At 62.2% G+C, this 24,604-nt stretch carries 22 protein-coding genes, 1 tRNA gene, 1 rRNA gene and 2 pseudogenes; 9 read left to right on the top strand and 17 right to left on the bottom strand.

Features of this window, described 5'->3' with window-relative positions; all coding sequences use genetic code 11:
* From AC1DDS_RS24960 to AC1DDS_RS24950, 3 genes and pseudogenes are all read right to left on the bottom strand, one after another.
* Positions 1-441: pseudogene (locus tag AC1DDS_RS24960) on the bottom strand (urocanate hydratase); the annotation flags it as partial.
* A gap of 15 nt (positions 442-456) precedes the next feature.
* Positions 457-1,620 carry an acyl-CoA dehydrogenase family protein gene (locus AC1DDS_RS24955; RefSeq protein WP_477481309.1) on the bottom strand — a complete coding sequence of 388 codons (1,164 nt, stop codon included), beginning with the start codon at positions 1,618-1,620 and terminating at the stop codon, positions 457-459.
* Positions 1,607-2,767 carry a CaiB/BaiF CoA transferase family protein gene (locus AC1DDS_RS24950; RefSeq protein WP_477481308.1) on the bottom strand — a complete coding sequence of 387 codons (1,161 nt, stop codon included), beginning with the start codon at positions 2,765-2,767 and terminating at the stop codon, positions 1,607-1,609. The genes AC1DDS_RS24955 and AC1DDS_RS24950 overlap by 14 nt, the downstream gene beginning before the upstream one ends.
* 365 nt (positions 2,768-3,132) lie before the next feature.
* On the opposite strand from AC1DDS_RS24950, the gene AC1DDS_RS24945 reads away from it, so the two are divergent.
* Complete coding sequence (locus tag AC1DDS_RS24945) at positions 3,133-3,858, top strand: GntR family transcriptional regulator (protein ID WP_477481307.1); 726 nt, start codon at positions 3,133-3,135, stop codon at positions 3,856-3,858.
* A gap of 157 nt (positions 3,859-4,015) precedes the next feature.
* Here AC1DDS_RS24945 and AC1DDS_RS24940 read toward each other — a convergent pair whose 3' ends face one another.
* The 6 genes from AC1DDS_RS24940 to AC1DDS_RS24915 form a co-directional block, all read right to left on the bottom strand.
* The gene (locus AC1DDS_RS24940; protein WP_477481306.1) at positions 4,016-4,723 is read right to left on the bottom strand and encodes a TetR/AcrR family transcriptional regulator; all 708 of its coding nucleotides are present in this window, start codon (positions 4,721-4,723) and stop codon (positions 4,016-4,018) included.
* A 188-nt stretch (positions 4,724-4,911) separates the two neighbouring features.
* Entirely contained in the window at positions 4,912-6,339 is a 1,428-nt protein-coding gene (locus tag AC1DDS_RS24935; RefSeq protein ID WP_477481305.1) for an amidase, read from the bottom strand.
* 115 nt (positions 6,340-6,454) lie between these two features.
* Entirely contained in the window at positions 6,455-7,489 is a 1,035-nt protein-coding gene (locus AC1DDS_RS24930; RefSeq protein ID WP_477481304.1) for an extracellular solute-binding protein, read from the bottom strand.
* 40 nt (positions 7,490-7,529) lie between these two features.
* Positions 7,530-8,339, bottom strand: coding sequence for an ABC transporter permease (locus tag AC1DDS_RS24925; RefSeq protein WP_477481303.1), 810 nt, complete (start codon positions 8,337-8,339; stop codon positions 7,530-7,532).
* Positions 8,340-8,469: 130 nt separating this feature from the next.
* Positions 8,470-9,390, bottom strand: coding sequence for an ABC transporter permease (locus AC1DDS_RS24920; RefSeq protein WP_477481302.1), 921 nt, complete (start codon positions 9,388-9,390; stop codon positions 8,470-8,472).
* A 3-nt stretch (positions 9,391-9,393) separates the two neighbouring features.
* A complete protein-coding gene (locus AC1DDS_RS24915) occupies positions 9,394-10,476 on the bottom strand; it encodes an ABC transporter ATP-binding protein (RefSeq protein ID WP_310424289.1) in 1,083 nt (360 codons plus the stop codon).
* A gap of 292 nt (positions 10,477-10,768) precedes the next feature.
* On the opposite strand from AC1DDS_RS24915, the pseudogene AC1DDS_RS24910 reads away from it, so the two are divergent.
* From AC1DDS_RS24910 to AC1DDS_RS24895, 4 genes and pseudogenes are all read left to right on the top strand, one after another.
* A pseudogene (locus AC1DDS_RS24910) lies at positions 10,769-10,958 on the top strand (IS6 family transposase); the annotation flags it as partial.
* Positions 10,959-11,004: 46 nt separating this feature from the next.
* A complete protein-coding gene (locus AC1DDS_RS24905) occupies positions 11,005-11,292 on the top strand; it encodes a DDE-type integrase/transposase/recombinase (protein ID WP_477481301.1) in 288 nt (95 codons plus the stop codon).
* A gap of 2 nt (positions 11,293-11,294) precedes the next feature.
* On the top strand, positions 11,295-11,480 hold the full coding sequence (locus tag AC1DDS_RS24900) for a helix-turn-helix domain-containing protein (RefSeq protein ID WP_477481300.1): 186 nt from the start codon (positions 11,295-11,297) through the stop codon (positions 11,478-11,480).
* A gap of 87 nt (positions 11,481-11,567) precedes the next feature.
* Complete coding sequence (locus tag AC1DDS_RS24895; RefSeq protein WP_477481299.1) at positions 11,568-11,819, top strand: hypothetical protein; 252 nt, start codon at positions 11,568-11,570, stop codon at positions 11,817-11,819.
* A 78-nt stretch (positions 11,820-11,897) separates the two neighbouring features.
* On the opposite strand, the gene AC1DDS_RS24890 is transcribed toward AC1DDS_RS24895, so the two are convergent.
* The 6 genes from AC1DDS_RS24890 to AC1DDS_RS24865 are packed head-to-tail and all read right to left on the bottom strand — an operon-like array spanning position 11,898 to position 18,437.
* On the bottom strand, positions 11,898-12,794 hold the full coding sequence (locus AC1DDS_RS24890) for a carbohydrate kinase family protein (RefSeq protein WP_477481311.1): 897 nt from the start codon (positions 12,792-12,794) through the stop codon (positions 11,898-11,900).
* On the bottom strand, positions 12,794-13,834 hold the full coding sequence (locus AC1DDS_RS24885; RefSeq protein ID WP_477481298.1) for an ABC transporter ATP-binding protein: 1,041 nt from the start codon (positions 13,832-13,834) through the stop codon (positions 12,794-12,796). Before AC1DDS_RS24885 ends, AC1DDS_RS24890 begins: the two co-directional genes overlap by 1 nt.
* Entirely contained in the window at positions 13,834-15,348 is a 1,515-nt protein-coding gene (gene argH, locus AC1DDS_RS24880; protein ID WP_477481297.1) for an argininosuccinate lyase, read from the bottom strand. Before argH ends, AC1DDS_RS24885 begins: the two co-directional genes overlap by 1 nt.
* 4 nt (positions 15,349-15,352) lie before the next feature.
* Positions 15,353-16,207, bottom strand: coding sequence for a carbohydrate ABC transporter permease (locus tag AC1DDS_RS24875; RefSeq protein WP_477481296.1), 855 nt, complete (start codon positions 16,205-16,207; stop codon positions 15,353-15,355).
* Positions 16,204-17,154, bottom strand: a complete 951-nt coding sequence (locus AC1DDS_RS24870) for a carbohydrate ABC transporter permease (protein WP_310424302.1) — start codon at positions 17,152-17,154, stop codon at positions 16,204-16,206. Before AC1DDS_RS24870 ends, AC1DDS_RS24875 begins: the two co-directional genes overlap by 4 nt.
* A gap of 29 nt (positions 17,155-17,183) precedes the next feature.
* On the bottom strand, positions 17,184-18,437 hold the full coding sequence (locus AC1DDS_RS24865) for an extracellular solute-binding protein (protein WP_477481295.1): 1,254 nt from the start codon (positions 18,435-18,437) through the stop codon (positions 17,184-17,186).
* Between the two features lie 268 nt (positions 18,438-18,705).
* On the opposite strand from AC1DDS_RS24865, the gene AC1DDS_RS24860 reads away from it, so the two are divergent.
* From AC1DDS_RS24860 to AC1DDS_RS24845, 4 genes are all read left to right on the top strand, one after another.
* Entirely contained in the window at positions 18,706-19,932 is a 1,227-nt protein-coding gene (locus AC1DDS_RS24860; RefSeq protein WP_477481310.1) for an ROK family transcriptional regulator, read from the top strand.
* A gap of 19 nt (positions 19,933-19,951) precedes the next feature.
* Positions 19,952-22,354, top strand: a complete 2,403-nt coding sequence (locus AC1DDS_RS24855; protein WP_477481294.1) for a PIG-L family deacetylase — start codon at positions 19,952-19,954, stop codon at positions 22,352-22,354.
* Positions 22,351-23,238 (top strand): DMT family transporter, encoded by an 888-nt coding sequence (locus tag AC1DDS_RS24850; RefSeq protein ID WP_477481293.1) that lies wholly within the window; start codon positions 22,351-22,353, stop codon positions 23,236-23,238. Before AC1DDS_RS24855 ends, AC1DDS_RS24850 begins: the two co-directional genes overlap by 4 nt.
* A gap of 826 nt (positions 23,239-24,064) precedes the next feature.
* Entirely contained in the window at positions 24,065-24,292 is a 228-nt protein-coding gene (locus AC1DDS_RS24845) for a hypothetical protein (protein WP_477481292.1), read from the top strand.
* Here the strand turns inward: AC1DDS_RS24845 and AC1DDS_RS24840 are convergent.
* A tRNA-Met gene (locus tag AC1DDS_RS24840) sits at positions 24,271-24,347 on the bottom strand. The genes AC1DDS_RS24845 and AC1DDS_RS24840 overlap by 22 nt on opposite strands.
* Positions 24,348-24,513: 166 nt before the next feature.
* Positions 24,514-24,604 (bottom strand): 5S ribosomal RNA (gene rrf / locus AC1DDS_RS24835); the annotation flags it as partial.

The raw sequence follows: 24,604 nt of genomic DNA, 5'->3' as shown, positions 1-24,604 counted from the left end.
GCCCTGAACGATGCCCTGGGTGCCGATGTAGATCCACGAACCGGCGGTCATCTGGCCGTACATGGCCAGGCCCTTCTTATCCAGCTCGTTGAAGTGGTCCCAGGTCGCCCAGTGCGGCACCAGGTTGGAGTTGGCGATCAGCACGCGCGGCGCGTCCTTGTGGGTGCGGAACACGCCGACCGGCTTGCCGGACTGGACGAGCAGCGTCTCGTCCTCGTTGAGGTCCTTCAGCGTCGCGACGATGCTGTCGAAATCCGCCCAGGTGCGGGCGGCGCGGCCGATGCCGCCATAGACGACCAGCTCGTGCGGGTTTTCCGCGACGTTCGGATCGAGGTTGTTCATCAGCATGCGCAGCGGCGCTTCGGTCATCCAGCTCTTGGCGTTGAGCTCCGGCCCCTGGGGCGCCCGGACATCGCGGATGTTGTGGCGGGGATTGGTCACAGTAACACTCTCTGATCAGGCCAGCATATTGCCGGAAATGATGGTGCGTTGGATTTCACTGGACCCCTCATAGATCCGCATGATGCGCAGATCCCGATTGATCCGTTCTATGGGGAAATCACGGGTATAGCCATAGCCGCCGTGCAGTTGAAGCGCGGTATCGGCGATCCGGCCCGCGGCCTCCGACGCGCCAAGCTTCGCCATGGACGAGGCAAGCGAGAAGCGTCCGCCATGGTGATGCGCCAGTTCGCGCTGGCGCGCGGCTTCCTGCGCCAAAAACAGAGCCGAGCGGAACGAAACGCCCATATCGGCGATCATCCAGCGGATACCCTGGCGTTCGGACAGCGCCATGCCGCCAATGACGCGATCCTTGGCATAGGCAATCGCTGCATTCATCGCAGCACCCGCAAGGCCGAGGCTTTGCGCGGCAACTTCGATCCGGCCGTTGTCGAGGACCTGCATCGCGATGCGGAAGCCCTTGCCCTCTTCACCCAGCAGCGCGCTTTCGGGCAGATGACAGTCGAGGTTCAGGGTGAAGACATGACCGCCCTTGAGGCCCATGGTCTTTTCCGGCGGACCAGCGTCGAGGCCGGGCGTACCCTCCGGCAGGATAAAGGCCGAGATACCGCGATGCGCCTTCTCGGGATCGGTCACAGCGTAGACCACGATGAAGTCGGCAACACCGCCGTTGGAGATGAAACACTTGGTGCCCTTGAGGTGCCAGCCGTTTTCGGTGCGCCGCGCCCGCGTTTTCATGTCGGCGGGATCGGAACCGGCAGTAGGCTCGGTCAGGGCGAAGGCGCCGAGCGCTTCACCAGTCGCCGCCTTGGGCAGCCATTCCTGCTTCTGTGCCTCGGTGCCGCCGATCAGAATCGAGTCCGTCGCCAGATAATGTGCCGTCAGCGCCGAGGCGGTCGAGCCGCACGCCCCCGCGACGATCGAAACCGCCCGCAAGAGCGCCGGGGCGGAAATGCCGCCGCCGTCATAGGCTTCCGGCAGGTTTGCACCCATCATGCCCGCCTCGCCCAAAGTGGCAAGCTGCTTGTGCACGAAGGTTGCCGTCTCGTCGGTTTCAGCCGCCAGTGGCGCGATCCGGTCCGCGCAGAGCCGCTCGAGCACGTCGCAGAACATGCCCTCCTCCTCGGAAAGCATGTGCCATGGATCGTCAATCTGCGTCATACGAATTCTCCAGTTCGAATTGCTTCAGCACCGCCTCGATATCGCCGCCAAGACGCGGAGCCGACGTCGGGGCCACATGTTTGACGCTGTCGAAACGGACCGGTTGGCCGACGACCGGCGCTCGGCCGAGGACGGGATGTGCAAGCTCGCTCACCAGCCCACGCGTGATGGCATGCTCGTTGTCGGCAGCCTGCGCGATATCCCAGATCGGCGCGGTCGGCAGCCCGTGCGCAGACAGGGCTGCGACGGCCTCTTCGGTCGCCAGCACGCCTGACCATTCTTCTATCAGCGCCCGTAGCGCGGGCTCGTGTTCGGTGCGGCTGCTGTCGGTCGCAAAGCGCGGATCATCGGCGATCCCCGGCTTGCCGATGAGACTTGCCAGACGCTGGAATTGCCCGCCATTCAGAACGGCGATCACCACCTGGCCATCGCTGGTCCTGAAGCAACCGAAGGGCGTCGACAGGGGATGACGATTGCCGACGCGACCCGGCAGGACGCCGCTGTAGAAATGCTGGGCGTGGCTGGTGGTCAGCATGGAGAACAACGCGTCATACATGGCGATATCGAGGGCGGCCCCCTGCCCCGTCGCATTGCGCTGGACCAGCGCCGCCATGATCGACCAGCTGGCAAAGAGCCCGGCAATCAGGTCGGCAATGCTCTCCCCGGTTTTCAAGGGCGCGCCGCCTTCTTCGCCAGTCGCAGCCATCAAGCCCGACATGGCTTGCACGACCAAATCATAGGCGGGCAAATCCTTAAATGGGCCATCCTGCCCGAATCCCGAAATCGAGCAATATATCAGGCGCGGATTGGCAGCGCGCATTGCCTCCGCACCGAGACCGAGGCGGGCGGCGACACCGGGGCGGAAATTCTCGACCAACACATCCACACGAGCGGCAAGGTCCTGCGCCAGTTTCAGATCCGCAGGCTTCTTCAGATCCAGCGCGATACTTTTCTTGCCGCGGTTATTCAGTGTGAACAACGCGCTTTCGCCGTCCTTGAACGGCCCGACATGCCGATAGTCGTCACCTGCCGGCGGCTCCAGCTTGATGATTTCCGCCCCCAGATCGGCCAGCAGCGCGGTGCAGTACGGCCCGGCAAGCACGCGCGACAGGTCCAGGACCTTGATACCCGACAGCGGTCCGCTCATGACATGCTCTCCGGCGCGAGAGCAGAAAGTCGCTCAACAAGCCCGTAGGCCACCCATCTGTCGGCCACGGCCGGGGCTCTGGCATTGCTGCGAACCTGCATCTGGCTTGTTCTCCTCGGCTAATTTCACTGAACTAAGTCTAAACATATTTCAAGGGCTATGTCTAAACTTATTATCGTGCTATGTATAAACTTATTCCGAGATAACCGGCGCGATAAGCGGAAAGCCGGGGCTCTAGGGGTGGCAATAGATTTGGGGGAACGACCCAAGCGGCGTTCTGCGATTAGTCCGCATCGGATGGCATCTGGACCAGGATCGGATCTTGTCCGATTATCTGACCGCACCACCAGATTGCAGGAGCGTATGTGAAGCAAACCGGCTCAACCTTGCCCAAGGCGCAAAACATCGCCAACGAAGTTCGACGCCGCATCGTCGAACGTGAATGGCATCAAGGCGACCGCATTCCGGATGAGGCCGATCTGGCCATCGAATTCGATGCGGCGCGCGCGACAGTCAACAAGGCGCTTCAGCTGCTGGCCGACGAAGGGCTGCTGGATCGCCGCCGCCGCGCAGGCACGCGCGTCGCGATCAATCCGGTCCGCAAGGCAACGTTCTCAATCCCCATTGTGCGCGAGCAGGTCGAGCAGGCGGGCATGACTTACAGTCATCGCGTCGTGGCGCAGCGGCCAAGTCCGATCCCGGCAGAGATCGCCGCGCGCCTTGGCCTTCCGGAAGGCGAGGTCCTGATCCACATGCGGGCGGTGCATTACGGCGACGGGAATCCCTTCCAACTGGAAGACCGCTGGATTAATCCACGCGCGGCACCGGGACTGGAGCGGGTCGACTTCCGACACTTGAACGCCAATGAGTGGTTGGTGCAGAACGCACCCTATCTGCGGGCAGAGCTGACGTTCTCAGCCGAGAATGCCGACCAGCGGGATGCCAGGCTGCTGCAGACGCGACAGGGACGCGCGCTGCTGATCCTGCACCGCACGACCTGGAACGACCTCGGTCCCATCACCACCGTCAGGGTGGCTTGGCAGCCCGGTCATTTCGTTGGAACCGACAACAGCTACGACAAGGGTAACTGATCCGCCAGGGTACGCGCCTGAGCGCATTCGTTTTCCGGGGACGGGTAGGCAGCTCAAAGCAGCTATTGCGGATAGCATCGGAAATTGGCGTCTGGCAGCTACCGCCTTTCGCGATCAGGTCACGAAAGCCGTCATCAGCCGCACGATGCACATGCGGTCATTCACACGCCGCGTCGAAATGCCGGGGAAACGCCTGACGCAAAACCATTAGTATTGTTTTGCGCAGCACCTCGGGATTGCCGCCAGGCGGGTTCAGGTGGTCCCAGAACCATGCACCGTGGACCAAATAGTTAAGACCTTCGCTCAGTGTATCCGGGTCGAGCGCCCCGTACCCGCCTTCGCGCGCGATTTCGGCGATCAGATCGCGTGCTTCGGCGTTGTAGGCGAGGTCGCCGGGCAGACTGATTTCGTTGTAAAGCTGCATGCTCTTGCGGTCGCTGGAAAAGACGACAAAGACCGAAACCCATTTCGGATGCTGGAGTCCGAACCGCTGTGCACATTCGACCGCCCCGATCAGCCGCTGGACTGTCGACAAGTCGGGCGAGCGCACCATCCTCGTCCAAAGCGCCTCATACTGCGCGCTCAGATATTGCAGGACGGCCCGGAAAAGGTTCTCTTTGCTCCGAAAATGAAAAACAACCAGCGCGTTTGAAGAATCGGCATGCGCTGCGATGCGCTGCATTGTTACGCTCGCCAATCCCTCCTCGGCTATGAGATCGATAGTGGCATCGATGATCCGCTGAATGCTCGCTTCGCCACGCTCGCGCCGGCGGTCTTTGGAGGCAGGCTTGTCTGGTGAACGCTCAACCCCTGCCATTGCGACCCTGCGCTTTTCCGGTGTCACGGTCGACGTGCGCCTCGCCATTTTCACCACCTTCTTCCCGGATCCGATCAGCGGAAAACTCCAGCCTGTTCCGGATCCGGGCGTTAAGTATATCAATCGCGGACTGATCACATTTGATGCGAATGATCAAGCGCTGGTCGGCCCCGTTGCGCACACGCGAACCATGGCTTCCTCGCGCCGCAAGCATGACTGCGCCCGCTGCGCTGCCGTCAGAGCGCCGGACGCGCGTCAGCGCTCCTGTACCATTGGCCTTGCGCCGTTTCATAAGCCACCGCCGCGCGGAACACATCCGCGTCACAATATGTGCGTCCGACAATCTGGATGCCCGTCGGCACGCCATTGGCGGCTTTGCCCGACGGCACTGAAAGAACTGGACAACGGCTCATCATGTTGAACGGCGTGGTCATCGCCCAGCCAAGCGACGGATTGACGAGCTTGCCGTTGATCTCGAGCGTGTCCTCGGTGTGATCGAACTCAGCCGGCACCGCGGCGATCGCGGTCGTCGGGCAGATCAGCACATCGTATTTCTCAAGCGTTGGCCCAAGCGTCTGGTACATCCGCGCCGCGACCTCTAGGGTCTCCACAAAATCGGTGGCCTTCGAGTTGCTGCCTCCCTTGGCGAACTCTCGCGCGTAGCTCGTCATGTCGTCGCCGCGCTCCTTGAGCAGGGGCGCCAAAGAGGCCCCGAACAGATGTTCCAGATAGGCCATGCCAGCCTTCAGAACCTCGTCGCTCCAGCCCAGGTCGACCTCTTCCACCGTGGCGCCCAGCGAGCGAAACACATCGCAGGCAGCCAGGGTGTTCTTGCGCACCTCGTCGTCCACTTCGAAGGAACCGAGATCCATGGAAAGCGCGATCTTCCAGCCGCTGATCGGCTTGTAGTCGAGTGGCAAGCGCAGCTTCGGGCGCAATGTGGCGATATCGAGCGGGCTTGGCCCCGACATGACATTCTGCAGCAGGATTGCGTCCTTGACGTTTCGCGCCATTGGTCCGGTATGGCAATAGAAGTCGAGATTGAAAGGCGGCTCATCGGGATTGCGGCCATAAGGCGGCTTGAAACCCACCACCCCGCAGGCCGACGCTGGAATGCGAATCGATCCGCCAATGTCCGAACCGGTCGCGATCGCCGATGTGCCGGCCGACAACGTCGCTCCCGCTCCGCCGGACGAGCCGCCGGTGGTGAAATCCGGGTTCCACGGGTTGCGGCTCACACCCCAGCGCTTGGACCAGGTGAAGCCCGCGCAGCAGAATTCGGGCGTCGCCGTGCGGGCGTGCACGATGCCGCCGGCCTTCATGATGCGCTCGTTGTTGGTCGAGGTGTGGTCGCTGATCTCGTCGTTCGTCAGCAGCGAGCCATGCGACGTCGGTTTGCCCTTGATATAGCTCTCGTCCTTGATGCCGATCGGCAGGCCTTCGAGGGCGCCGGTTCTCGCCCCCCTCGCATACTTCGCTTCGGCCTTGCGCGCCAAATCCATGGCCTCATCGAAGTAGGTGAAGGTCAGGCAGTTGATCGTCGGTTCCGTCGCTTCGGCGCGGTCAATCGTCGCCTGCATCAATTCAACGGGTGAAAGCTTTTTGGCCTTGAACAGCTGCAGCGCCTCGTGCGCCGGCATGTAACAAAGGTCGAGATCGGTCATGACAAGTCTCCTGCGGTCGCTGCGATCGCACTTGGAAGGGAGGAACGGATGATGGGGCGTGGGCCACGGCGCCGCGACAACCTGGCCGAAGTTCGCCGGGTTGTCGCGGGTGACGCTATTTCTGCAGATCGGTCCAGATCTTCGTGTAGATATTGCGGACGTCTTCCGGACATGTGGGCATCAACTCACCCTTGTCGATCAGATCGGCGGGGACGTTGATTTCCGGAGATGTTCTCATGTCTTCCGGCATAAAGGCTTCGGAGCCCTTGATACCGTTGGCATAGCGCGCGAAAGCCGAAATCAGGGCCGCGTTTTCGGGAGCCATGATGAAGTTCAGGAACAGCTTGGCGTTCTCGACATTCTTGGCGTCCTTGAGGATGGCGACATTGTCCATGAAGATCGGATAGCCCTCTTTCGGGTAGCCGTAGACGATCTTGTCGTTCAGCAGTCGCTGGCGGAAGGAGGCACCGTTCCAGTTCACGCCGGCCGCAACATCGCCCCGGCCGAGGCCGTCGACGGCTCCGTAGTCAAGGGAGAGCCACTTCGGCTTGGCCTCCACCAGCTTGTCACGGACCTTTTTCAAAATTTCCTTGTCGCCGGTACAGTATTCGCCGCCGAGATATTTGATTGTCAGGTAAAGGACGTCGCCCAGTTCAGGCACGACATTAATCTTGCCGACGAGTTCTGGCGGCGGATCCAGGAAAATCGCCGATGTGTTCGGATCGCCGCTATAAACCGACTTGTTCACCGACATGCCGGTTGAACCCCATTGCCACGGAACCGTGTATTTGCGGCCCGGATCAAACTTCACATCAATCCATCTCGGATCGACATTCTTGAAGTTCTCCATCTGGTCGGGACGCGATTCAAGCAGCAGGCCTTCCTCGATCCAGATCGGCACCACGCTCGCCGACGGAACGACGATATCGAATCCGTGGCCGCTCTGGCGGACCTTGGCGAGCGCGGTGTCGTTGGAATCGAAGTCGGTGACGGTCACCTTGACCTTGTATTGCTCCTCGAATTTCTTGATGAGTTCCGGGCTGGTATAGTTGCCCCAGTTGTAAATATTGAGCTCTCCTTCGGCGAGAGCCGCGCTGGCCGAGGTGAGCATCATCAAAGTGGCCGCGGCCACCGTCGCCTTCCAGTCCATGAATGTTCTCCCGTTGTGTTGGGGCCTTCGGTCTGCGACCTCAGGCCCGTTTTCCGATAAAGAAAAAGGCTGTAACGACCCCGACCGATAACAGCAGGAATACCGACGAGACCGCATTGACTTCAGGGGTGACCATGCGTCGGATCTGGCCGAGCATGTAGGTGGGCAGCGTTTCCTGGCCGCCTGACTTGACGAACTCGGTGATGACCACGTCATCGAGCGAGACGACGAAGGCGAGCATCAAACCCGCGATCACGCCCGGCCACAGCAGTGGAAGCGTTACCCTCCTGAAGCACCGCCAAGGTGTCGCATAGAGATCCGCCGCCGCAGTTTCGAGCGACAGATCCATGTTCTCCAACCGCGCCCGGATTGGCAGGTAGGCGAAGGGAATGCAAAACGCCGTGTGGGCCGCGATCAAATAGCCGAGACCGGTGTAGCCGGTCGCCAATTTGATCCGGGAGAAGAAGATGAGCAGCGCGACGGCGAGAACGATCTCCGGAACGACCAGCGGCTGGTTGATGAAGGCGTATTTGAACCGCAGGCCGCGATAGGGCTTCGTTCGGGTTGTCGCGAGCGCTGCCATCGTCGCCGCGATGGTTGCCAGAACCGAAGCCACCGCGGCGATCTGGAAGGAGCGGATCGAGGCTTCGATGACCTGCTCGTTGTTCCAGGCCGCCTCGAACCAGCGCGTCGAGAAGCCTTTCCAGATAGCCGTCGAATTGTTGTTGTTGAACGCGAAGATCACCAACGTGGCGATCGGCAGATAGAGAACGAAGAAACAAAGTGTCGCCACGAAGGTAAAGCCGCTCTGCTGCCTTACATCGAAGCCGAGGGAGCGGTTTGCAGTCATGACGCGCTACTCCGCCAAAAGTTTGGAGACAAAGGGATGGGGTTTGCCGAGACGCCAGGCCGCTGGCCGAGCCCGGCCAAAACATGCCTGATCTGGCGCTGATGCCGATCGCCGACAACTGGATACGGTTTTAGCCATGGCCAGCGTCCGATCTGTCGGTGTAGCGAACGAAGATCAGCATCGCGATCATGACGATCACCATCAGGGCAATCGACAGCGAAGCGCCGAGCGGCCAGTTCCTGCCCTGGCCGAACTGCAACTCGATCAGATTTCCGACCATCAGGTTTGAGCCGCCGCCCATCACACGCGGCGTCACGTAGGCGCCAAGCGACGGAATAAACACAAGGATCGAGCCGGCAACAATTCCAGGCTTCACCAGCGGGATAATCACGCGCCGCAAGACCCGGAAACGGGTGGCGTAGAGATCGTAGCCCGCTTCGACCAGGCGAAAGTCGATCTTCTCCATGCTGGCGTAAAGCGGCAGCACCATCAGCGGAAGAAATACATAGATCATGCCGAGCAGCACCGCGAAATCGGTGTACATCATCGGGATCGGCTGATCGATAATCCCGGCTAACTTAAGCAGCGAATTGACCACGCCTTCATTGCGGATGACCTCCTGAATGGCGAAGGTTCGGATCAGCACGTTCGTCCAGAACGGTATCGTGATCAAAAACAGCCAGATATCCCGGGTTCTCTCGGGTCGGGTGGCAATAAAGTAGGCGGTTGGAAATCCAAAGATCAGAGCGAGGATTGTTGTCGCCATGGAGAGTTTGATCGAGCGCCAGAAGATCGTCAGATGCGCGTCCGCGAAGGACAAAGTATCATCGAAGATATCGCGCTCGAAAAACACGCCGACCCAGGCGTCGGTCGAAAACTCCCACTTCACATCGCCATACGATCCCGGAACGAGAAACGAATAGACCAGCACGACCAGCAAGGGGCCGGCGGCGGCGAACAGGATGATGATGAGAGCCGGCGCGGATAGCAGCCAGCGCGAGCGGACATCCGCGCGTTCGAATCTGTTGATAGTCTCCTTGGCGGTTGCCATCATTCAATCCTTGAGCACTTGCGCGGCATCCTCGCCGATCTGGATGCCGACATGATCGCCCTTTGCGAAACCGCAGCCGCCGTTTCGCGTGTTTTGTTGACGGACGGTGAACGGGCCGCCTTCACTCAAACGGACCTGGATATGCGTGTCCGTACCGAAATAGACGATGTTCTCGACGACGCCCGCGATGTCGCCGGCACCTTTGAGAAGTTTGGCGTGTTCCGGGCGGACCACCAAAGTGGCCTTACCGTTCGGCTGATAGCCGTCCGCGATGGTGGCGGAGATGTTCGCGCCGGAGCTCAGCGTTACATTCGCTTTGCCACTGGTGACGCCATTGACCCTGGCGATGAGGAAATTCGTCTCGCCGATAAAATCGGCAACGAAACGGTCAGTCGGACGGTCGTAGATCTCCCAGGGCGATCCAACCTGAAGGATCTTGCCCGCCGACATGACCGCGATGCGGTCCGACATCGTCAGCGCTTCTTCCTGGTCATGGGTGACGAAGATGAAGGTAATGCCGGTTTCGGCTTGCAGCCGCTTCAGTTCGACCTGCATTTCCTTGCGCAGCTTATAGTCGAGCGCCGAAAGCGGCTCGTCCAGCAGCAACACTTTCGGCTGCGGGGCGAGCGCGCGAGCAAGCGCCACGCGCTGCTGCTGGCCGCCGGAAATCTGGCTTGTGCGCCTGTTCTTCAGGTCCTGCATGTGGACGAGCTTCAGCATTGCGTCGACGCGCGCCTCGATCTCGACCCTCGGCCTGTCGAGCATCTCGAGACCGAAGCCGACATTCTGGGCCACCGTCATATGCGGAAACAGGGCGTAGCTCTGGAACACCGTATTTACGGGCCGTCTGAAAGGTGGAAGCGGAGCGATATCTTCGCCGTAGAGGAAGATTCCGCCATCGGTCGGGAAGTCGAAGCCGGCGATTAGCCGCAGCAGCGTTGTCTTTCCGCAACCCGATGGGCCGAGCAGCGTGAAAAACTCGTTTTCACGGATCGTAACGGAAACATTGTCGAGCGCCTTGACCGCGTCGCTCCCGGTTGACTGAAAAATTCGTGTGACGCCCTTCGCCTCAATGGCGGACCGCATGGCTGCCAATGCACTTCCCCCTGTCGCGCGCCTTCGCCGCCATGCACTGGCGAGAAGCCACCTCCTACCCTCAGCGCTTGACGCTAATAGTACCTAACTAACTAGTCAATAAAATACATCTGGACATTGAAGTAGGCAAAGGCAGTTCGAATTGGATGTAGCCGAGTGTATCCTTCGCCACCTACGGTTGGGTGGCTAGCCGCGACGATCACCGCCGTGGGCCAAGCGGTATTGTCACATAACCTGGTGTCAGTGGGTTTGGCGTAGAGTCGGTGGGACGAAGAATTCAGCCATCAGCTACAAACGTCACCGTTTCCCGAGAGAGTTTATCTCCCACGCGGTCTGGCTGTATTGCCGGTTCCCTGGTCGAGGAAATGCTGTGGGAGCGCGGCATTGTCGTGTCGTACGAAACGATCCGGCGATGGGACCGAAAATTCGGTCCGGTTTACGCCAACCAGCTACGCAGAAAGAAACCGCCGCGCGCGCATCCGGTAATCCGCAAGATTTCATTCACCGGCTCCTCCCCTGATGACCGAAAATCTCGCTCGCGATGGCGCGGATCGCCCCATCCGCAAGATGCTGAAGGACGAACCTTGGTTCTCGCCAGGAAGGATCGGCACGGACGGCGCCAACAGTTTCCATTTACAATCAAAATGTCGGTCGACTGCGGGCTTCTGCATCCGGTCTACTTGCAGGAAGGCATCGAGATGCGACCATTTCCGGGTGACGAAGAGTATGCCCAAGATCGGAGGCTTCCAAACCTTCAACACGGCGCGGAGAACAATTGCCGGCTTCGAAGCACATAGAGGAAGCTGACGATGAGAACGACTGACCGCCCCACTACCCACCGCCCGCCCCGCTCCCTCCTGACGGTACGCGAGGTCGCCGAACTCGATGGCTGTTCCGATAAAACCGTGCGCCGCGCGATCGCCGCCGGGCTGCTCGAGGTCATCCGGATCGATCCGGCCGCGTATGCCGCCTACCGTGGGGGTTTCCGGGCATGATCCACAGTCCGATAATACCTTGTTATGTCAAGCAGTTAGGCAGCTCTCGAGAAGACAGTGCGGCCGTTATTTGCGGAGTTTTCATTGATGGTTCGCTCCTTCGACGAGAACACCGGCGCCCGGGTTTCGGTGATCAGCATATCCTCGCAGTTGAACGACCTGTACGTCATCGCCCGGGCGCTCGAACCGGTTTCGCCAACGCCTCGAACACTTCCAATTGAAGCCGCGGCCAGCAGTCAGGCGATGTCTATGCCCGGCCGCACCGAAGTCCAGTTCGGCGACCAACTGCCGGTGCGCGAGAAGCTGCATTTCTTCGGCAGTGACGGCAAACCGGTCTAGGTCTGTCGGCAGTCTTCACTGCGATCGCCTCATCGTTGCGATCTGAACGAAGCCGAGGATGAGCTTCGGCCCGCCAGCCTAATCGTTCGTGGTCAGAAGCTTGGCGCCCCCGGCCGCCTGCACGGCCAGGCTGCCGAACCGGATGCCGGCCTGGAGGCAGGCTTCTTCCGCCGCGCCATCCAGCCAGGCATCGATGAAACCGGCATTGAACGCGTCACCAGCACCGGTCGTGTCGATCACAGGCACGGTTTCGGCAGGCGCATGCAGCAGCCTGCCCTCCGATGCGAGCCACGCGCCCTCGGCCCCGCCCTTCAGCGCCACGGCCGGGAACGCGAGCGACAGTTTTTGGATCGCCACCTGCGGGTCGGATGAGCCGGTGATCGCTTCCGCCTCTTCGAGATTGGGTAAGAACAGATCGACACCGGCGCAGGCTCGTAGCAGGCCGGGGTCGTAGATCAGCGTCGCATCCCAGCTCGGGTCAAGCGAGACGGTCAGGCCCTTTTCCTTGGCGCGGGATACGAGGTCGGGGATTTCGTGCAGCGTCGCATATTCGGCGATGTGCAGATGCCGTGCCTCTTCCCAGTCGAACGCCGCCTCCAGCGTCGCCGGCAAGGCAGGGCCGGCGCGGCGCGTGAGAAAAGCGCGATCCTGGCCGACGACGGCTGCAACCGTCACCTGCGGGCCGGCATCTTCGGCATATTCCACGAACCGAAGATCGACGCCGCTCTCACGCACCTGTTCCTCGACGCTTGCTGAAAGCGAATCCTTGCCGAGCCGGGCGACCAGGGCGACCTTCCGCCTGGCATGCGCCAGATGCGCCGCAGCGATAAACGCGCCGCCGCCGGCCGCAATCTCCATGCCCTCGGCAAAGGTTTCTCGGCCAAGCACCGGCAGATGGCCAAGGCCCGTGAAAATCAGGTCGCAATAGACCCGACCGATGCTGAGCACCGCGGATCTTGTCTCGGCATGCATCATCATGAACGGCCCAAAAGCTTCTCTGTGCTGGCGTCGAAGAGATAGAGGTTGCCGGGCGCTGCTTCGCAGGTTAGCCGGCTGCCAACTGCCGGCACGAATTTTTCCCGCGCGGTCGCGATCACCGAGGTGTCGCCGATGTCGAGATGCACCAGGGTTTCCGGCCCCAGCGGCTCGACCGCCGTGACCGTTCCGGTGACTACAAGGCCGTTGCCACTTGCCGTATCCTTGTGCGCGACCAGGTCGTGCGGCCGGACACCGATCAACAAGTCGCCAGCGGCCGCGGTCTCGACGCCCGCACCGTTCCGCTTGCCGCGCATCAGGTTCATCGAAGGACTGCCGATGAAGCGCGCGGTGAACACGTCCACCGGGCTTTCGTAGAGCTCGGAAGGCGTGCCGACCTGCAGGATATGGCCGTCTCTCATCACAACGATCCGGTCAGCCATGGTCATGGCCTCGATCTGGTCGTGGGTGACGTAGACCGTCGTGGTCTTCAGCCGCTGATGCAGGCGCTTGATCTCGATGCGCATCTGCGAGCGCAGCTGGGCATCAAGGTTGGACAGCGGCTCGTCGAACAGGAAGGCGGAGGGATCGCGCACCATGGCGCGGCCGATCGCGACGCGCTGGCGCTGGCCGCCGGAAAGGGCGGCCGGCCGCCGATCAAGCAGGGCTCCGAGGCCGAGTATCTTGCCGGCTTCCTCGATCCGCTTGCCCTTCTCCGCCTTGCTGAGCTTCGATGTGTACAGGCCGAAACCGATGTTCTGGCGCACCGTCATATGCGGATAGATCGCGTAGTTCTGGAAGACCATCGCGATGTTGCGCTGTTTCGGATCGCGCTCGTTGACCACATCGGAGCCGATCTTCAGCGTGCCGCCGGAGATTTCCTCAAGGCCGGCGATCATCCTGAGCGTCGTCGACTTGCCGCAACCGGACGGGCCGACGAAGACGACGAATTCGCCGTCGGCGATCGACAGGTCGATGCCCTTGACCGCTTCGACCTTGCCATAGCGCTTGACGATTTTTTCCAGCTCGATCGTCGCCATCAGCGGGCTCCCGTAAGCGCGGTAAACTTTTCTGTAAGTTCGGCGGCAGCCGCCGCCTCGTGTTCGGCAGCCTTCTTGGCGTCGGCTTCGAATGCGGCGAGCTTGTCGCGGTAGCTCGCAAGCGCTGCCTCCATCGGCTCCGGCGCGGGACCGCCGAAGCGGCCGCGCACGGCGACGAAGTGCTCCGGCGAGACGATCTCCTTGAACTTCGCGAGATCGACCGATGGCTTGCGGCCGGTCAGGTGCTCGAACGCCTTCAGGAACGGCTCGTAACCGTCGTCCGTCAGGCTACCCTTGGCGGCGACCACGCTCTTTGCCGTCGCGGCGGCAATTTCATGCGCCTCGCGGAAGGACAGGCCTTCGAGCCGCACCAGCGAGTCGGCAAGCTCGGTGATGGTGATGCAGGACCGGCGGATGTTCTGGTCCACCCGCTCGGGATCGATGCTGATCTGGCCGATGAGCGCAGCCAGCAGGTCGAGCACGCGCGAAGCCGAGGCAAACGCCTCGTATCCCATGCCCTGCGTCTCGCCCTCGCTGTCGTTCATGTCGGTGAACGGGGTGTTGTGCATCACGTCCAGCATGGTGCGCGCCCGGCCGAAGGTCTGGCTGGCGAGGTGGCGCAGATGCTCGATCGGCACCGGATTCCGCTTCTGCGGCATGATCGATGAAATCTGCACCAGCGCATTCGGCACATAGATCTGGCCGACTTCGAAGCTCGTCCAGAACTGGAAGTCCTGGATGAGACGGCCGAGATGCAGGAACATCAGCTCGATCGCCGAATAGGTGGAGGTCGTGTAGTCGACCGAGGCGATGCAACTATAGGAGTTCCTGAGCGGGCCCGAGAAACCGAGGAGATGGGCGACGCGGGCCCGGTCGATCGGGAAGCCGGAAGTGGTGATTGCGGCCGCGCCCATGGGCGACAGGTCGACGATCTTGCGGGCTTCCGCGAAGCGCTCCATGTCGCGGATCAGGATTTCGATCGCCGCCGAGAGATAGTGGCCGAAGGTCGTCGGCTGGGCCGGCTGGCCATGCGTATAGGCGACGATCAGCGTGGCCTTCTGGCGGTCGGCGGCATCAATCATGGCGGCGAGCAGCTTGCGCGCCTTCTCCATCAACGCATCGATCCTTGCCTTCAGGCCGAGCTTGAAGAGCGTGTGGTCGATGTCGTTGCGAGAGCGGGCCGTGTGAAGGCGGCCGGCGATATCGACGCCGATGCGGGCCTTCAGCTCCTTCTCGATCAGGAAGAAGAAGTCTTCCACTTCGCCGGTATAGACGAGCGCCGAGGGATCGATTTCCCGGTCGATAGCCTCCAAAGCACCCGCGATCTTGCCCGCCAGCTCCAGGTCGAGAATGCCCGTTTCGACCAGCATCACCAGATGGGCGCGGTCGATCCGGCGAAAGCCATCCACATGATGATTCTTGGCGCCGTCGAAGAGGGGACGCAGGACCGTATCCTTGTAGACCGGATCGGGGAACGTGCTGGTGTCGGAAAGGCGCGGGTTCCTGTCGGTCATGGCATTACCCTTTCAGGCCTGCCAGCATCACACCACGGACGATGTAGCGCTGCAGGACGATGAAGACGATAAGCGTGGGAATGGTGGCGATCGCCGCCCCGGTCATGATCATTTCCCACTGGATCTGCTGCTCCACCGCGAAGCTCGAAAGCCCGACGGGCAGCGTGTAGAGTTCCTTGCTGGTGGTGACGATCAGCGGCCAGAAGAACGCCGTCCAGTTGCCGAGGAAGGTGAAGATCGCGAGCGCCGAGAGCGCCGGCGTCACCAGCGGCAAGGCCACCTTCCACCAGATCTGGAATTCGTTGAGGCCGTCGACGCGCGCCGCCTCGATGAAGTCGTTCGGCACTGTCTCGAAGAACTGCTTCATCAGGAAGGTGCCGAAGGCGGTCATCATGCCGGGGAACATGATGCCCCAGTAGCTGTCCAGCCAGCCGAGCTGGCTCGACATCAGGTACCAGGGAATGACCAGCATTTCGGTCGGGATCATCAGCGTCGAGAGGATCGCCAGGAAGATGAAATAACGGCCGCGGAACTCGAACTTGGCGAGCGTGTAGCCGACGAGGCTGTCGAAGAAGCAGTTCGACAGCGTGACGGTCGTCGCGACCAGCATCGAGTTGAAGAACCAGCGCATGAAGCGCCCGTCTGCCAGCACGGTCATGTAATTCGAAATCGTCGGCGCTGCCGGAATGAGGCGCAGGTCATAAACCTGATCGGCCGTCTTCAGCGAGGTCGAGAACATGAAGAGCAGCGGCGAGATCATTATCAGGCCGCCGATGAAGAGCAGCGTCCAGACAATGATCCGGCCGGGGCGGACATTCGCCTTGTAGAGCGGAGGGGAAAGCGTTGCGGCGTCGCTCATTTCTTTTCCCTCAGGATCCACAGCTGCAGCAGCGAGACGATCAGCAGGATGGTGAAGAGCACCACGGTCTGCGCCGCGGCATAACCCATGGCATAGGAGTTGAAGGCGGTCTGGTAGATCATCAGCACCAGCGGCTTGGTCGAGCCGAGCGGCCCGCCCGGATCGTTGGTGGTCATGTTGTAGACCTGGTCGAAGATGCGCAGGAACCCGATCGACGAGAAGACCACGAGGAAGACGGTCGTGGGCTTGAGCAGCGGCAGGGTGATCTTGCGCAGGATCGCCCATTCACCCAGCCCGTCGATGCGGGCGGCCTCGTAGAACGTGTTCGGGATGGCGCGAAGACCGGCCATGAAGATGATGATCTGGAAGCCGAGGCCGGCCCAGATGGCGGTGACCATGATCGCATAGAGCGCCTGGTCGGTGGAGCCGATGAACGGCTGCTGCGGAATGCCGAGCATGCCGAGGACGCTGTTGATGATGCCAATCGGCGGCGGCTGGTAGAACCAGCGCCAGACCCAGGCCATCGCTGCGGCGGTCGTCAGGAACGGCAGAAAGTAAAGCGCGCGGATGAAATTGTGCATGAAGCGCACGCGATCGAGGAAATAGGCGATCACGAAGGCGAGCAACAGGCTGATCGGCGTGCCGATGATCAGGTAGGTGAAGGTGTTCCTGAACACCTTCCAGAACTGCGGGTCCTTGAAAAGCTTGATGTAGTTCGCGAACCAGACGAGCTTGGGCGGGCGCACCAGATCCCAGTTGGTCAGAGACAGGTAGAACGCCTGAAAGGTCGGGTAGAAGCGGATGATCGCGTAGAACAGGATCGGCACCGCCAGGAATCCCCAGACCCAGAGAAGCCGCTTCGTCCGCATGGACAGGCCACCCGAGATTCCGGCCGGGGAGCCGGTGGGGCGGCTTGGTGCCGCCCCCTTTTGTTCAATCGCTGCCATGGGCAGATCCACTCTGCTGGATGAGGTGATTACTGCTGGGCCGCGTCGATCATTTCCTGCTCGGCCTCGGCGGCCTGGGCGAGCGAATCCTTGGTCGACTGGCCTTCCAGCAGCACGCGGTTGACCATGTCCATCGCGTTCTGGCGCTGACCCTGTTCATCCTTGAAGAGCGTCGTGTGCGAATATTCGAGGCCCTTCAGGAACGGCGCGTAGATCGGATCCTTCAGGTTGGCGTCGGTCAGGGCCGCGGAGCGCAGCGCCGGCAGTTCGCCGACCGTCTTCAGCCAGATGTCCATGGCGGCCGGAGAGGTGATGTAGGCCAGGAACTTCTTGGACGCTTCCAGTTCCTCGCCCGTGGTCTTGGCGCTGATGCCGTTGGCGAAGTAGCTCGCATAGTTGGAGCGCACGCCCTCCGCATTGGCCGGCAGTTCGGTCACGCCCCATTCAAAGTCCTTGATGCCCTTGAAGGAGCCAAGGCGGAAGGTGCCGTCGATCGTCATGCCGGCCATACCGGCGCGGAAGGCCGCCTGGCCCTCGTCCATGAAACCGACCTTGCCGATCTTCTTCTCGAGCTGCAGGCTAGTGTAGAAATCGAGTGCCTTCAGGCCCGCATCGCTGTTGTAGGTGACCTTGGTGTCGCCGTCGGCATAAGGCTCGCCGCCGAACTGGCGGATCAGCACTTCGCGCCACCACTGGTGGTCCTGGCCGCCCATGTCCATGGTCGAGCCGGCGACGGTGACATTGCCCGCGTCGTCGAGCTTGGCGATCTTCTGGCCGGCGGCGACGAATTCATCGAGCGTCTTCGGCGGGTTGTTCGGGTCGAGCCCGGCCTCGGTGAAGAGCTTCTTGTTGTAGAACAGGGCGAGCGAGCGCACGGCGGTGGGCAGGCCGTAATAGTCATCGCCGCGCTTCATGGCCGTTACGATCGGGAAGAAGTCATTTTCGATCTTGTCATGCGGGAAGGCGTCGGTCGGCAGCGGCTGCAGGATGCCGCCGGCGACGAACTTGTCGAGCCAGCCATAGAAGAGCTGCATGACGTCGGGCGCGTTGCCGGCCAGATTGGCAGCGATCACGCGGGTCTGGTAGTCGGCGTAGGGAAAGGTCACCTGCTTGACGGTAATGTCCGGATTGGCCTTCTGGAACTCGGCGATCAGCTGGTCCATCGCCTGTACGCGCGTGTCGTAGACATACTGCCAGTATTCGATTTCGACCGCCTGCGCGGCGTTGAACGCGAACGTGCTGAAACCGGCGAGAAGACCGGCGAACAAAGTTGCCTTGCGCATTTGACCCTCCACTTGCCCCACCGGGTCTCCCGGTCTCGGGGATCTGATTGTTCCCTGCATCCGCCCGCGGTGCTCGGCGGTCCGGTGCGTTCATCGTTTGCGGAAGAGGGAGTTCCCCCGGCCCCTCCCGTCCGAAGCGCTGTCGCAGCGCTGTCTTTACGGTTTCCTGCAGCGGCCGGTTTGTCAATAAGATAATTTACTTGAATTATTCTATTGCGGGGAGCCGATTTCCGGCGCTATGAATTTCAAGGCAACGGAACTCACCGAGATGACGGTAAACACGATCGGCACGCACCCGGTGGCAATCGGGAACAATCCCGAACGAAGTCGTGATCACAACCGGCGCGTCGTGCTGGATGTGGTGCGCAGACAGGGTTCGCTGGGCCGCGCCCACATTGCCAAACTCACCCGTCTCACGCCCCAGGCCGTCGCCAACATCGTCGACGAACTGGTCGGAGAAGGGCTTTTGAGGGAGATGGGCCGGATGCGCTCCGGCCGCGGCCAGCCGCCGATCCAGTTCGCGGTCAATCCGGAAGGCGGCGCGACCATCGGCGTGGAAATCGCCGCCGACCATATGGTCACGGTGGCGCTCGATCTGGCCGGCCGCTTACGTGCGAAAAGGATCACGTCTCTTAGCAGCACGACGCCCGATTACGTTCTCTCAGCATTCACCTCGGAGCATTCTGCCGTCGAGAAGTCCGTCGGTGTCCGGCTGCTCGGCACGGGTGTCGTGATGCCGGGGCCGTTCGAGATCGATGGCATGACCTCGGTCGGCCCGACCACCCTGCCCGGATGGGCGGGCATCGACGCGGCTCAGGCGCTGGGCCAGGCCTGCGGTCACACGGCGCTTGTGGAAAACGATGCGACGGCGGCGGCCGTCGGCGAGCGCCTGTTCGGCGCCGGCCTGGCCATCTCGAATTTCTGCATGATCTATTTCGGCGTCGGTGTCGGTCTCGGCATCATCCAGGATGGCGCGCCCTACCGCGGCGCCTTCGGCAATGCCGGCGAAATCGGCCACGTCACCGTCGTGCCGAAAGGCCGTGCCTGCCCGTCCTGCGGCCAGCTCGGCTGCCTGGAAGGCTATGCTTCCGTCTATGTGCTCAAGGAAAAGCTCCGTTGCGCCGGCATTGCCGACAGCGAGTTCGGCGATCTCAAACGGCTGCACACGGCCGGACATCCGCTCGTCGAGGAATGGATCGACGATGCGGCGACCTATCTCGGGCCGATGGTCGCGATGCTGGAAAACATTCTCGACCCGGAGACGGTCATCCTCGGCGGCGCGCTGCCGGATGCGATCATCGACGACATCATCACCCGGATGGGCAATTTGCCGACCTCGGTCGCAAGCCGCAGGCAGCGCGACCTGCCCCGCGTCCTCCGCGGCAAGACCGGCCAGCTGACGGCAGCGCTCGGCGCCGCGTCCCTGCCGCTTTTCGACATGGTAACGCCCAAGCTCGAGACCTCGCTTGCGGCCGCTGCCGGTGTATCTGCATGACGTACGGGGAGAGAATTTCATGCTGACAGCCCGCGAACGCATCGAACGGCAGATGGCGGACCCCTCGCTCATCCGCCTGCACCGCAAGCTTTCGCAGCTGAAATCAACCGTCACCATGATGAATACCGGTGCGCATCCGGACGACGAGCGCAACGAAATGCTCGCCTGGTTCCGCCTCGGCCTCGGCATGCGCGTCATCATCGCCTGCTCGACGCGCGGCGAAGGTGGCCAGAATGCGCTCGGTCCGGAACGTCTCGGCGCGCTCGGCGTCCTGCGCTCCCGCGAGTTGGAGGCGGCGGCCCGCACGATCGATGCGGACGTTTCCTGGCTCGGCCATGGCCCCGCCGATCCGGTGCATGACTTCGGCTTTTCCAAGGATGGCGATGCGACCTTCACCCGCTGGGGTGAGGCCCGTGTCGTGGAGCGCTTGGTGCGCGCCTATCGCATGGAGCGGCCGGACATCGTCATTCCGACCTTCCTCGACGTACCTGGCCAGCACGGCCATCACCGCGCCATGACCCGCGCCGCCGAAACGGCGATCGGCCTCGCTGCTGATCCCGAGGCCTACCCCGAGCATTTCGCCGAAGGCCTGAAGCCCTGGAGGGTCGCCAAATACTACCTGCCGGCCTGGTCTGGCGGCGGCGACACCTATGACGACGAGGTCCCGCCCCCGGATGCGACCATAACGGTTCTCGCCGAAGGCCGGGAGCCGGCGACCGGGGCCGAATACGGCCGCATCGGCGAATGGTCGCGCTACTACCATGCCTCGCAGGGCATGGGGCACTGGCCGAAGCAGGCGCAGAAGGCCTGGCCGCTGCACCTGAAGCTGTGCTCCGCCGGCTCCAGGACGGAGCAATCGGTCCTCGATGACTTGCCCGCGTCATTGACCGTGCTCGCCGATTTTTCCGGCCTTCCCGCCAATGTCGCCGCAGCTCTGCGTTCCGCAGACAACGTGATCGCCGCGGCGATCTCGGCCTTCCCGGATCGCGATGCGATCGTCGAGGCACTGACCGAAGCGGCAGGCTGGCTCGACATCGTGGCCTCCGCCGCGCCGGACGCGTTCATGGCCCTGCACAGCCACCGGCTCGCCCGGAAGCAGGCGCAGGTCGATGCGGCGATCCTCGATGCGGCGGCAATCTTCGAAAGCGCCCATGCCGGTCCTTCCGTCATTTCACCGGGGGGCGCTGCAACGCTCACCGTCGAACTCGGAGCGGGTGCTTCCGGCCGCAAGGTCGAGGTTCTCCCGGTCCTGCCGGAAGGCGTCTCCTCCTCCATCCAGTCACTTGCCCATGAACGCATCTTCGCGCTGGCCGCCGCCTCCGACGCGCCGCTGACGGGCCTCTATCTGCCCGCCTGGTCGGCGCTTGGCGGCAATGGCCATGCGCATGTGAAAGTGTCTGCGGAGATCGGCGGCCGCACTGTCTCCGGCAGCTATGATCTCGCCGAGCCCTTCGCCGTCTCGCCGGCACAGTCGCTGACCCTGCTGCCCGACGCCCTGCTCGTTCCGCTCGCCTCCCCGCAGACCGAATGGGCCATCAAGGCCGATATCACCGGCCCGAGTGCGCCGGTCTCCTTCAAGACGCCCGCCGGCTGGACGATGAGAAAGACCGACGGCGGCTGGATCGCGTCCGCAACCGGCGAAGCCCAATCGGGGCTGATCGAGATCGAGCCGCAGATCGGCGGCCGTCCGGCCTTCCAGATCACGCCGATCTCCTACCGCCATGTCGGCCGCGCCAGCTTCCGGGCTCCGGCAGCGCTGAAAATCCTGACGCTCGACCTGAAACTGCCGGAAGGCGCACGTATCGGTTATGTCGGCGGCGGCGCCGACCGGGTCGGCCTGTGGCTCACCCGCATGGGCCTCAACGTCACCGAACTCGATGCGGCCGCGCTCTCCGGCGACCTGTCGCGCTTTTCCACCATCGTCGTCGGCATATTCGCCTTCGGCATCCGCAAGGATCTCGCTGCCGCGGCCGAGCGCCTGCATCGCTTCGTGGAGAACGGCGGCCATCTCGTAACCCTCTATCACCGCCCGAGCGACGGCTGGAATCCAATGGAGACGCCGGTACTCCGTATCGAGATCGGCTCGCCGTCGCTGCGCTGGCGCGTCACCGATCCGCGCTCGGACGTCACCGTGCTCGCACCGGATCATATCCTCCTCAACGGTCCGAACGTCATTGGCCCGGATGACTGGCAGGGATGGGACAAGGAACGCGGCCTCTATTTCGCTTCGCGCTGGGATGATGCTTACGAGCCGCTGCTCGCCATGCACGACCCCGACGAGCAGCCCCTCAAGGGCGCATTGATCTCCGCTGCGATCGGCAAGGGGCGCCATACCCATACGAGCCTCGTGCTGCATCACCAGATGGACAAGCTGGTGCCCGGTGCCTTCCGGCTGATGGCGAACCTCGTGCGGCCGGCGTGAGCGCCGAAACCGCGCCAGCGACGGGAGCCACGCGTGCGGCAAACGCCCGCATCGCGATCGGCTGGCTGCTTCTCGACATGGTACTTGTTTCCGGCGGCTTGACAGCGCTGGTGAAGGCGCAAGGCGCGAGCTATCCGGCCTTCCAGCTCGTGTTCATCCGGGCGATGATCGGGCTTCTCTTCATCCTGCCGCTGATCTGGCATCACCGCGCGGAGATGGCGCGGATCAAGCATCCGTGGCGCAACATCTTCCGCATTTCCTGCAATGCGGTGGCGCTGACGAGCAATTTCCTCGCCATCACCATGCTGCCGCTCGCCACCGTGAACGCCGTCGGCTTCTCCCGGCCGCTCGTCACCATGGCAATGGCGGTCATCATGCTCGGCGAGACGGTCAGCCGCGTCCGCTGGGCCGGCGCGGCCCTTGCCTTCGTCGGCGTGGTGATCGTGATGGCGCCGGGCACATCGAGCTTCGATGCCGGGGTGCTGGTCGTGCTCGTATCCGTCATCTTCGGCTCGCTTGCGATCATTCAGACCCGCGCGCTGAAGGACGAAAACACGACCGTGATGATGGTCTTCTATACCGTCGGGCTTGCCGTGATCACCGCCGTCCCCGCCGTCTTCACCTGGCAGCCGGTCGCAACCTTCGACTGGCTGCCGCTGCTCGGCATCGGTTTTCTGGCGCAGATCGGGCAATATTGCTTCCTGCGGGCCTATCGCATCGCCGATGCGAGCGTGCTGGCGCCGGTCGGCTACCTGTCGATCGTCTGCGTAACCATCACCGGCTACATCTTCTTCGACGAGATACCGGAAGCCCGCGTCGTCATCGGAGTCATCGTCATCCTCGTGGCGCTGCAAGGGGCCGCCTGGCTCGAACGCCGGCGGTGACGCGATCTTCGACGCGGTCGTGATCCTGTAGCTGCCTTGAGCTGACCGCCGCCGGCTCCAAGTTTCTCCGGCACGCGCAAATCATGGTTCAGGTCTGGAAGCACGCGCGACACGACGGCTGCACCGATCAGATTGACATCGGCCGATACCGCGCCGATGGCCGATTCTAACCGAACATCACATGACTGGGCAAATGACGTGGTTTCCGGTGCGCCGCAGCAGTTTCTGGCCGTCGTTGAGGCGGACCTTGTTCTCTTCGACTCTGGGTGACACTGAGCTTGGTAGCGGGGTTGCACGCTTCGCCGCCCGGCAAGCGCGATTCCAGGCGCAGTGATCGGAATAACCGTAAACCCCGAGAATTGCCGCAGGCACCGCGAGGCAAGCACCGCGGTCGCTACGGCGACCCGCATTGTCAATCACCGAGCGGGGCCATCTGTTGATCCGGGACCAGATCATTTTCATGGGCCCAGTGCCGACTTCTTAAGGACGACACGATCCGCCAGCGGCAAATCGCTCGCCTTTCCGGGGGCGAGGTCGCCCAGCCTGACATTGGCACGGGCACGCCGCCATCCCGGCCCTCGTCCAGATGCTCGATGAACTGGAACAGCAGCGCCTGGCTCTAGCCGGGCAATTGGAAGCCGTTCCGGCGACTTCTCGGCTGACGTGACGCTGCCACTCAATGGCTGCCTGCTCAAAGGCGCGATCGCGGCGGCCAGGACGATGCCGTCATCGCGAGAGGATGCATTTGACGAGAGCTGGATATCGATCGCCCGCCAGCTCGTCCAGAATTTGAAAAACGCCCGGCAACCGGCCGACGACGTGACAGGTGTACGGCCTGTTCGCCAGCATCCTCGCCCAGATGGACGTCCTGATGTTCATGGAGCGCCGTTTCATCCCCAAAGTGCATGCGGATTTTGCGGAGAAGCTGCAGGCCGGCGAGTTGGTCAGGGGCAGAAACGCAAAAAGCGCCTCGCCGCTGGTGCGGAGGCGCTTTGGTCGAAAATCCCGAGTGGGCGGCTTTGCCGGTGTGGTTGGTTGCGGGGGCAGGATTTGAACCTGCGGCCTTCAGGTTATGAGCCTGACGAGCTACCGGGCTGCTCCACCCCGCGTTATCCGGTTTGCGTCTTGAACGCATTATGGGCCGCTTGTGCGGCCCATTCAAGTGTTCGGCCTGGGCCGGTGCGTGTCGAGAAGATGTTTCGTTGGGAAAGGCCGCTTGTCGAAGAAGTCTACAACTTTTCGGGCGCCTTTTCTTTATCAACTTGCCTTTAGCAGACCTGGCAGCGACCTACTCTCCCGCGTCTTGAGACGAAGTACCATTGGCGCTGGGGCGTTTCACGGCCGTGTTCGGAATGGGAACGGGTGC

The organism is Mycoplana sp. 10N416, assembly GCF_056394765.1.
This window is presented reverse-complemented; position numbering and strand designations above follow the sequence as displayed.

Excerpts from the sequence above, each read along its gene's own strand:
- AC1DDS_RS24955 (WP_477481309.1), bottom strand. The coding sequence starts at position 1,620 with ATGACGCAGATTGACGATCCATGGCACATGCTTTCCGAGGAGGAGGGC.
- AC1DDS_RS24950 (WP_477481308.1), bottom strand. The coding sequence starts at position 2,767 with ATGAGCGGACCGCTGTCGGGTATCAAGGTCCTGGACCTGTCGCGCGTG.
- AC1DDS_RS24940 (WP_477481306.1), bottom strand. The coding sequence starts at position 4,723 with ATGGCGAGGCGCACGTCGACCGTGACACCGGAAAAGCGCAGGGTCGCA.
- AC1DDS_RS24935 (WP_477481305.1), bottom strand. The coding sequence starts at position 6,339 with ATGACCGATCTCGACCTTTGTTACATGCCGGCGCACGAGGCGCTGCAG.
- AC1DDS_RS24930 (WP_477481304.1), bottom strand. The coding sequence starts at position 7,489 with ATGGACTGGAAGGCGACGGTGGCCGCGGCCACTTTGATGATGCTCACC.
- AC1DDS_RS24925 (WP_477481303.1), bottom strand. The coding sequence starts at position 8,339 with ATGACTGCAAACCGCTCCCTCGGCTTCGATGTAAGGCAGCAGAGCGGC.
- AC1DDS_RS24920 (WP_477481302.1), bottom strand. The coding sequence starts at position 9,390 with ATGGCAACCGCCAAGGAGACTATCAACAGATTCGAACGCGCGGATGTC.
- AC1DDS_RS24915 (WP_310424289.1), bottom strand. The coding sequence starts at position 10,476 with ATGCGGTCCGCCATTGAGGCGAAGGGCGTCACACGAATTTTTCAGTCA.
- AC1DDS_RS24905 (WP_477481301.1), top strand. The coding sequence starts at position 11,005 with ATGACCGAAAATCTCGCTCGCGATGGCGCGGATCGCCCCATCCGCAAG.
- AC1DDS_RS24900 (WP_477481300.1), top strand. The coding sequence starts at position 11,295 with ATGAGAACGACTGACCGCCCCACTACCCACCGCCCGCCCCGCTCCCTC.
- AC1DDS_RS24895 (WP_477481299.1), top strand. The coding sequence starts at position 11,568 with ATGGTTCGCTCCTTCGACGAGAACACCGGCGCCCGGGTTTCGGTGATC.
- AC1DDS_RS24890 (WP_477481311.1), bottom strand. The coding sequence starts at position 12,794 with ATGATGCATGCCGAGACAAGATCCGCGGTGCTCAGCATCGGTCGGGTC.
- AC1DDS_RS24885 (WP_477481298.1), bottom strand. The coding sequence starts at position 13,834 with ATGGCGACGATCGAGCTGGAAAAAATCGTCAAGCGCTATGGCAAGGTC.
- argH (WP_477481297.1), bottom strand. The coding sequence starts at position 15,348 with ATGACCGACAGGAACCCGCGCCTTTCCGACACCAGCACGTTCCCCGAT.
- AC1DDS_RS24875 (WP_477481296.1), bottom strand. The coding sequence starts at position 16,207 with ATGAGCGACGCCGCAACGCTTTCCCCTCCGCTCTACAAGGCGAATGTC.
- AC1DDS_RS24870 (WP_310424302.1), bottom strand. The coding sequence starts at position 17,154 with ATGGCAGCGATTGAACAAAAGGGGGCGGCACCAAGCCGCCCCACCGGC.
- AC1DDS_RS24865 (WP_477481295.1), bottom strand. The coding sequence starts at position 18,437 with ATGCGCAAGGCAACTTTGTTCGCCGGTCTTCTCGCCGGTTTCAGCACG.
- AC1DDS_RS24860 (WP_477481310.1), top strand. The coding sequence starts at position 18,706 with ATGACGGTAAACACGATCGGCACGCACCCGGTGGCAATCGGGAACAAT.
- AC1DDS_RS24855 (WP_477481294.1), top strand. The coding sequence starts at position 19,952 with ATGCTGACAGCCCGCGAACGCATCGAACGGCAGATGGCGGACCCCTCG.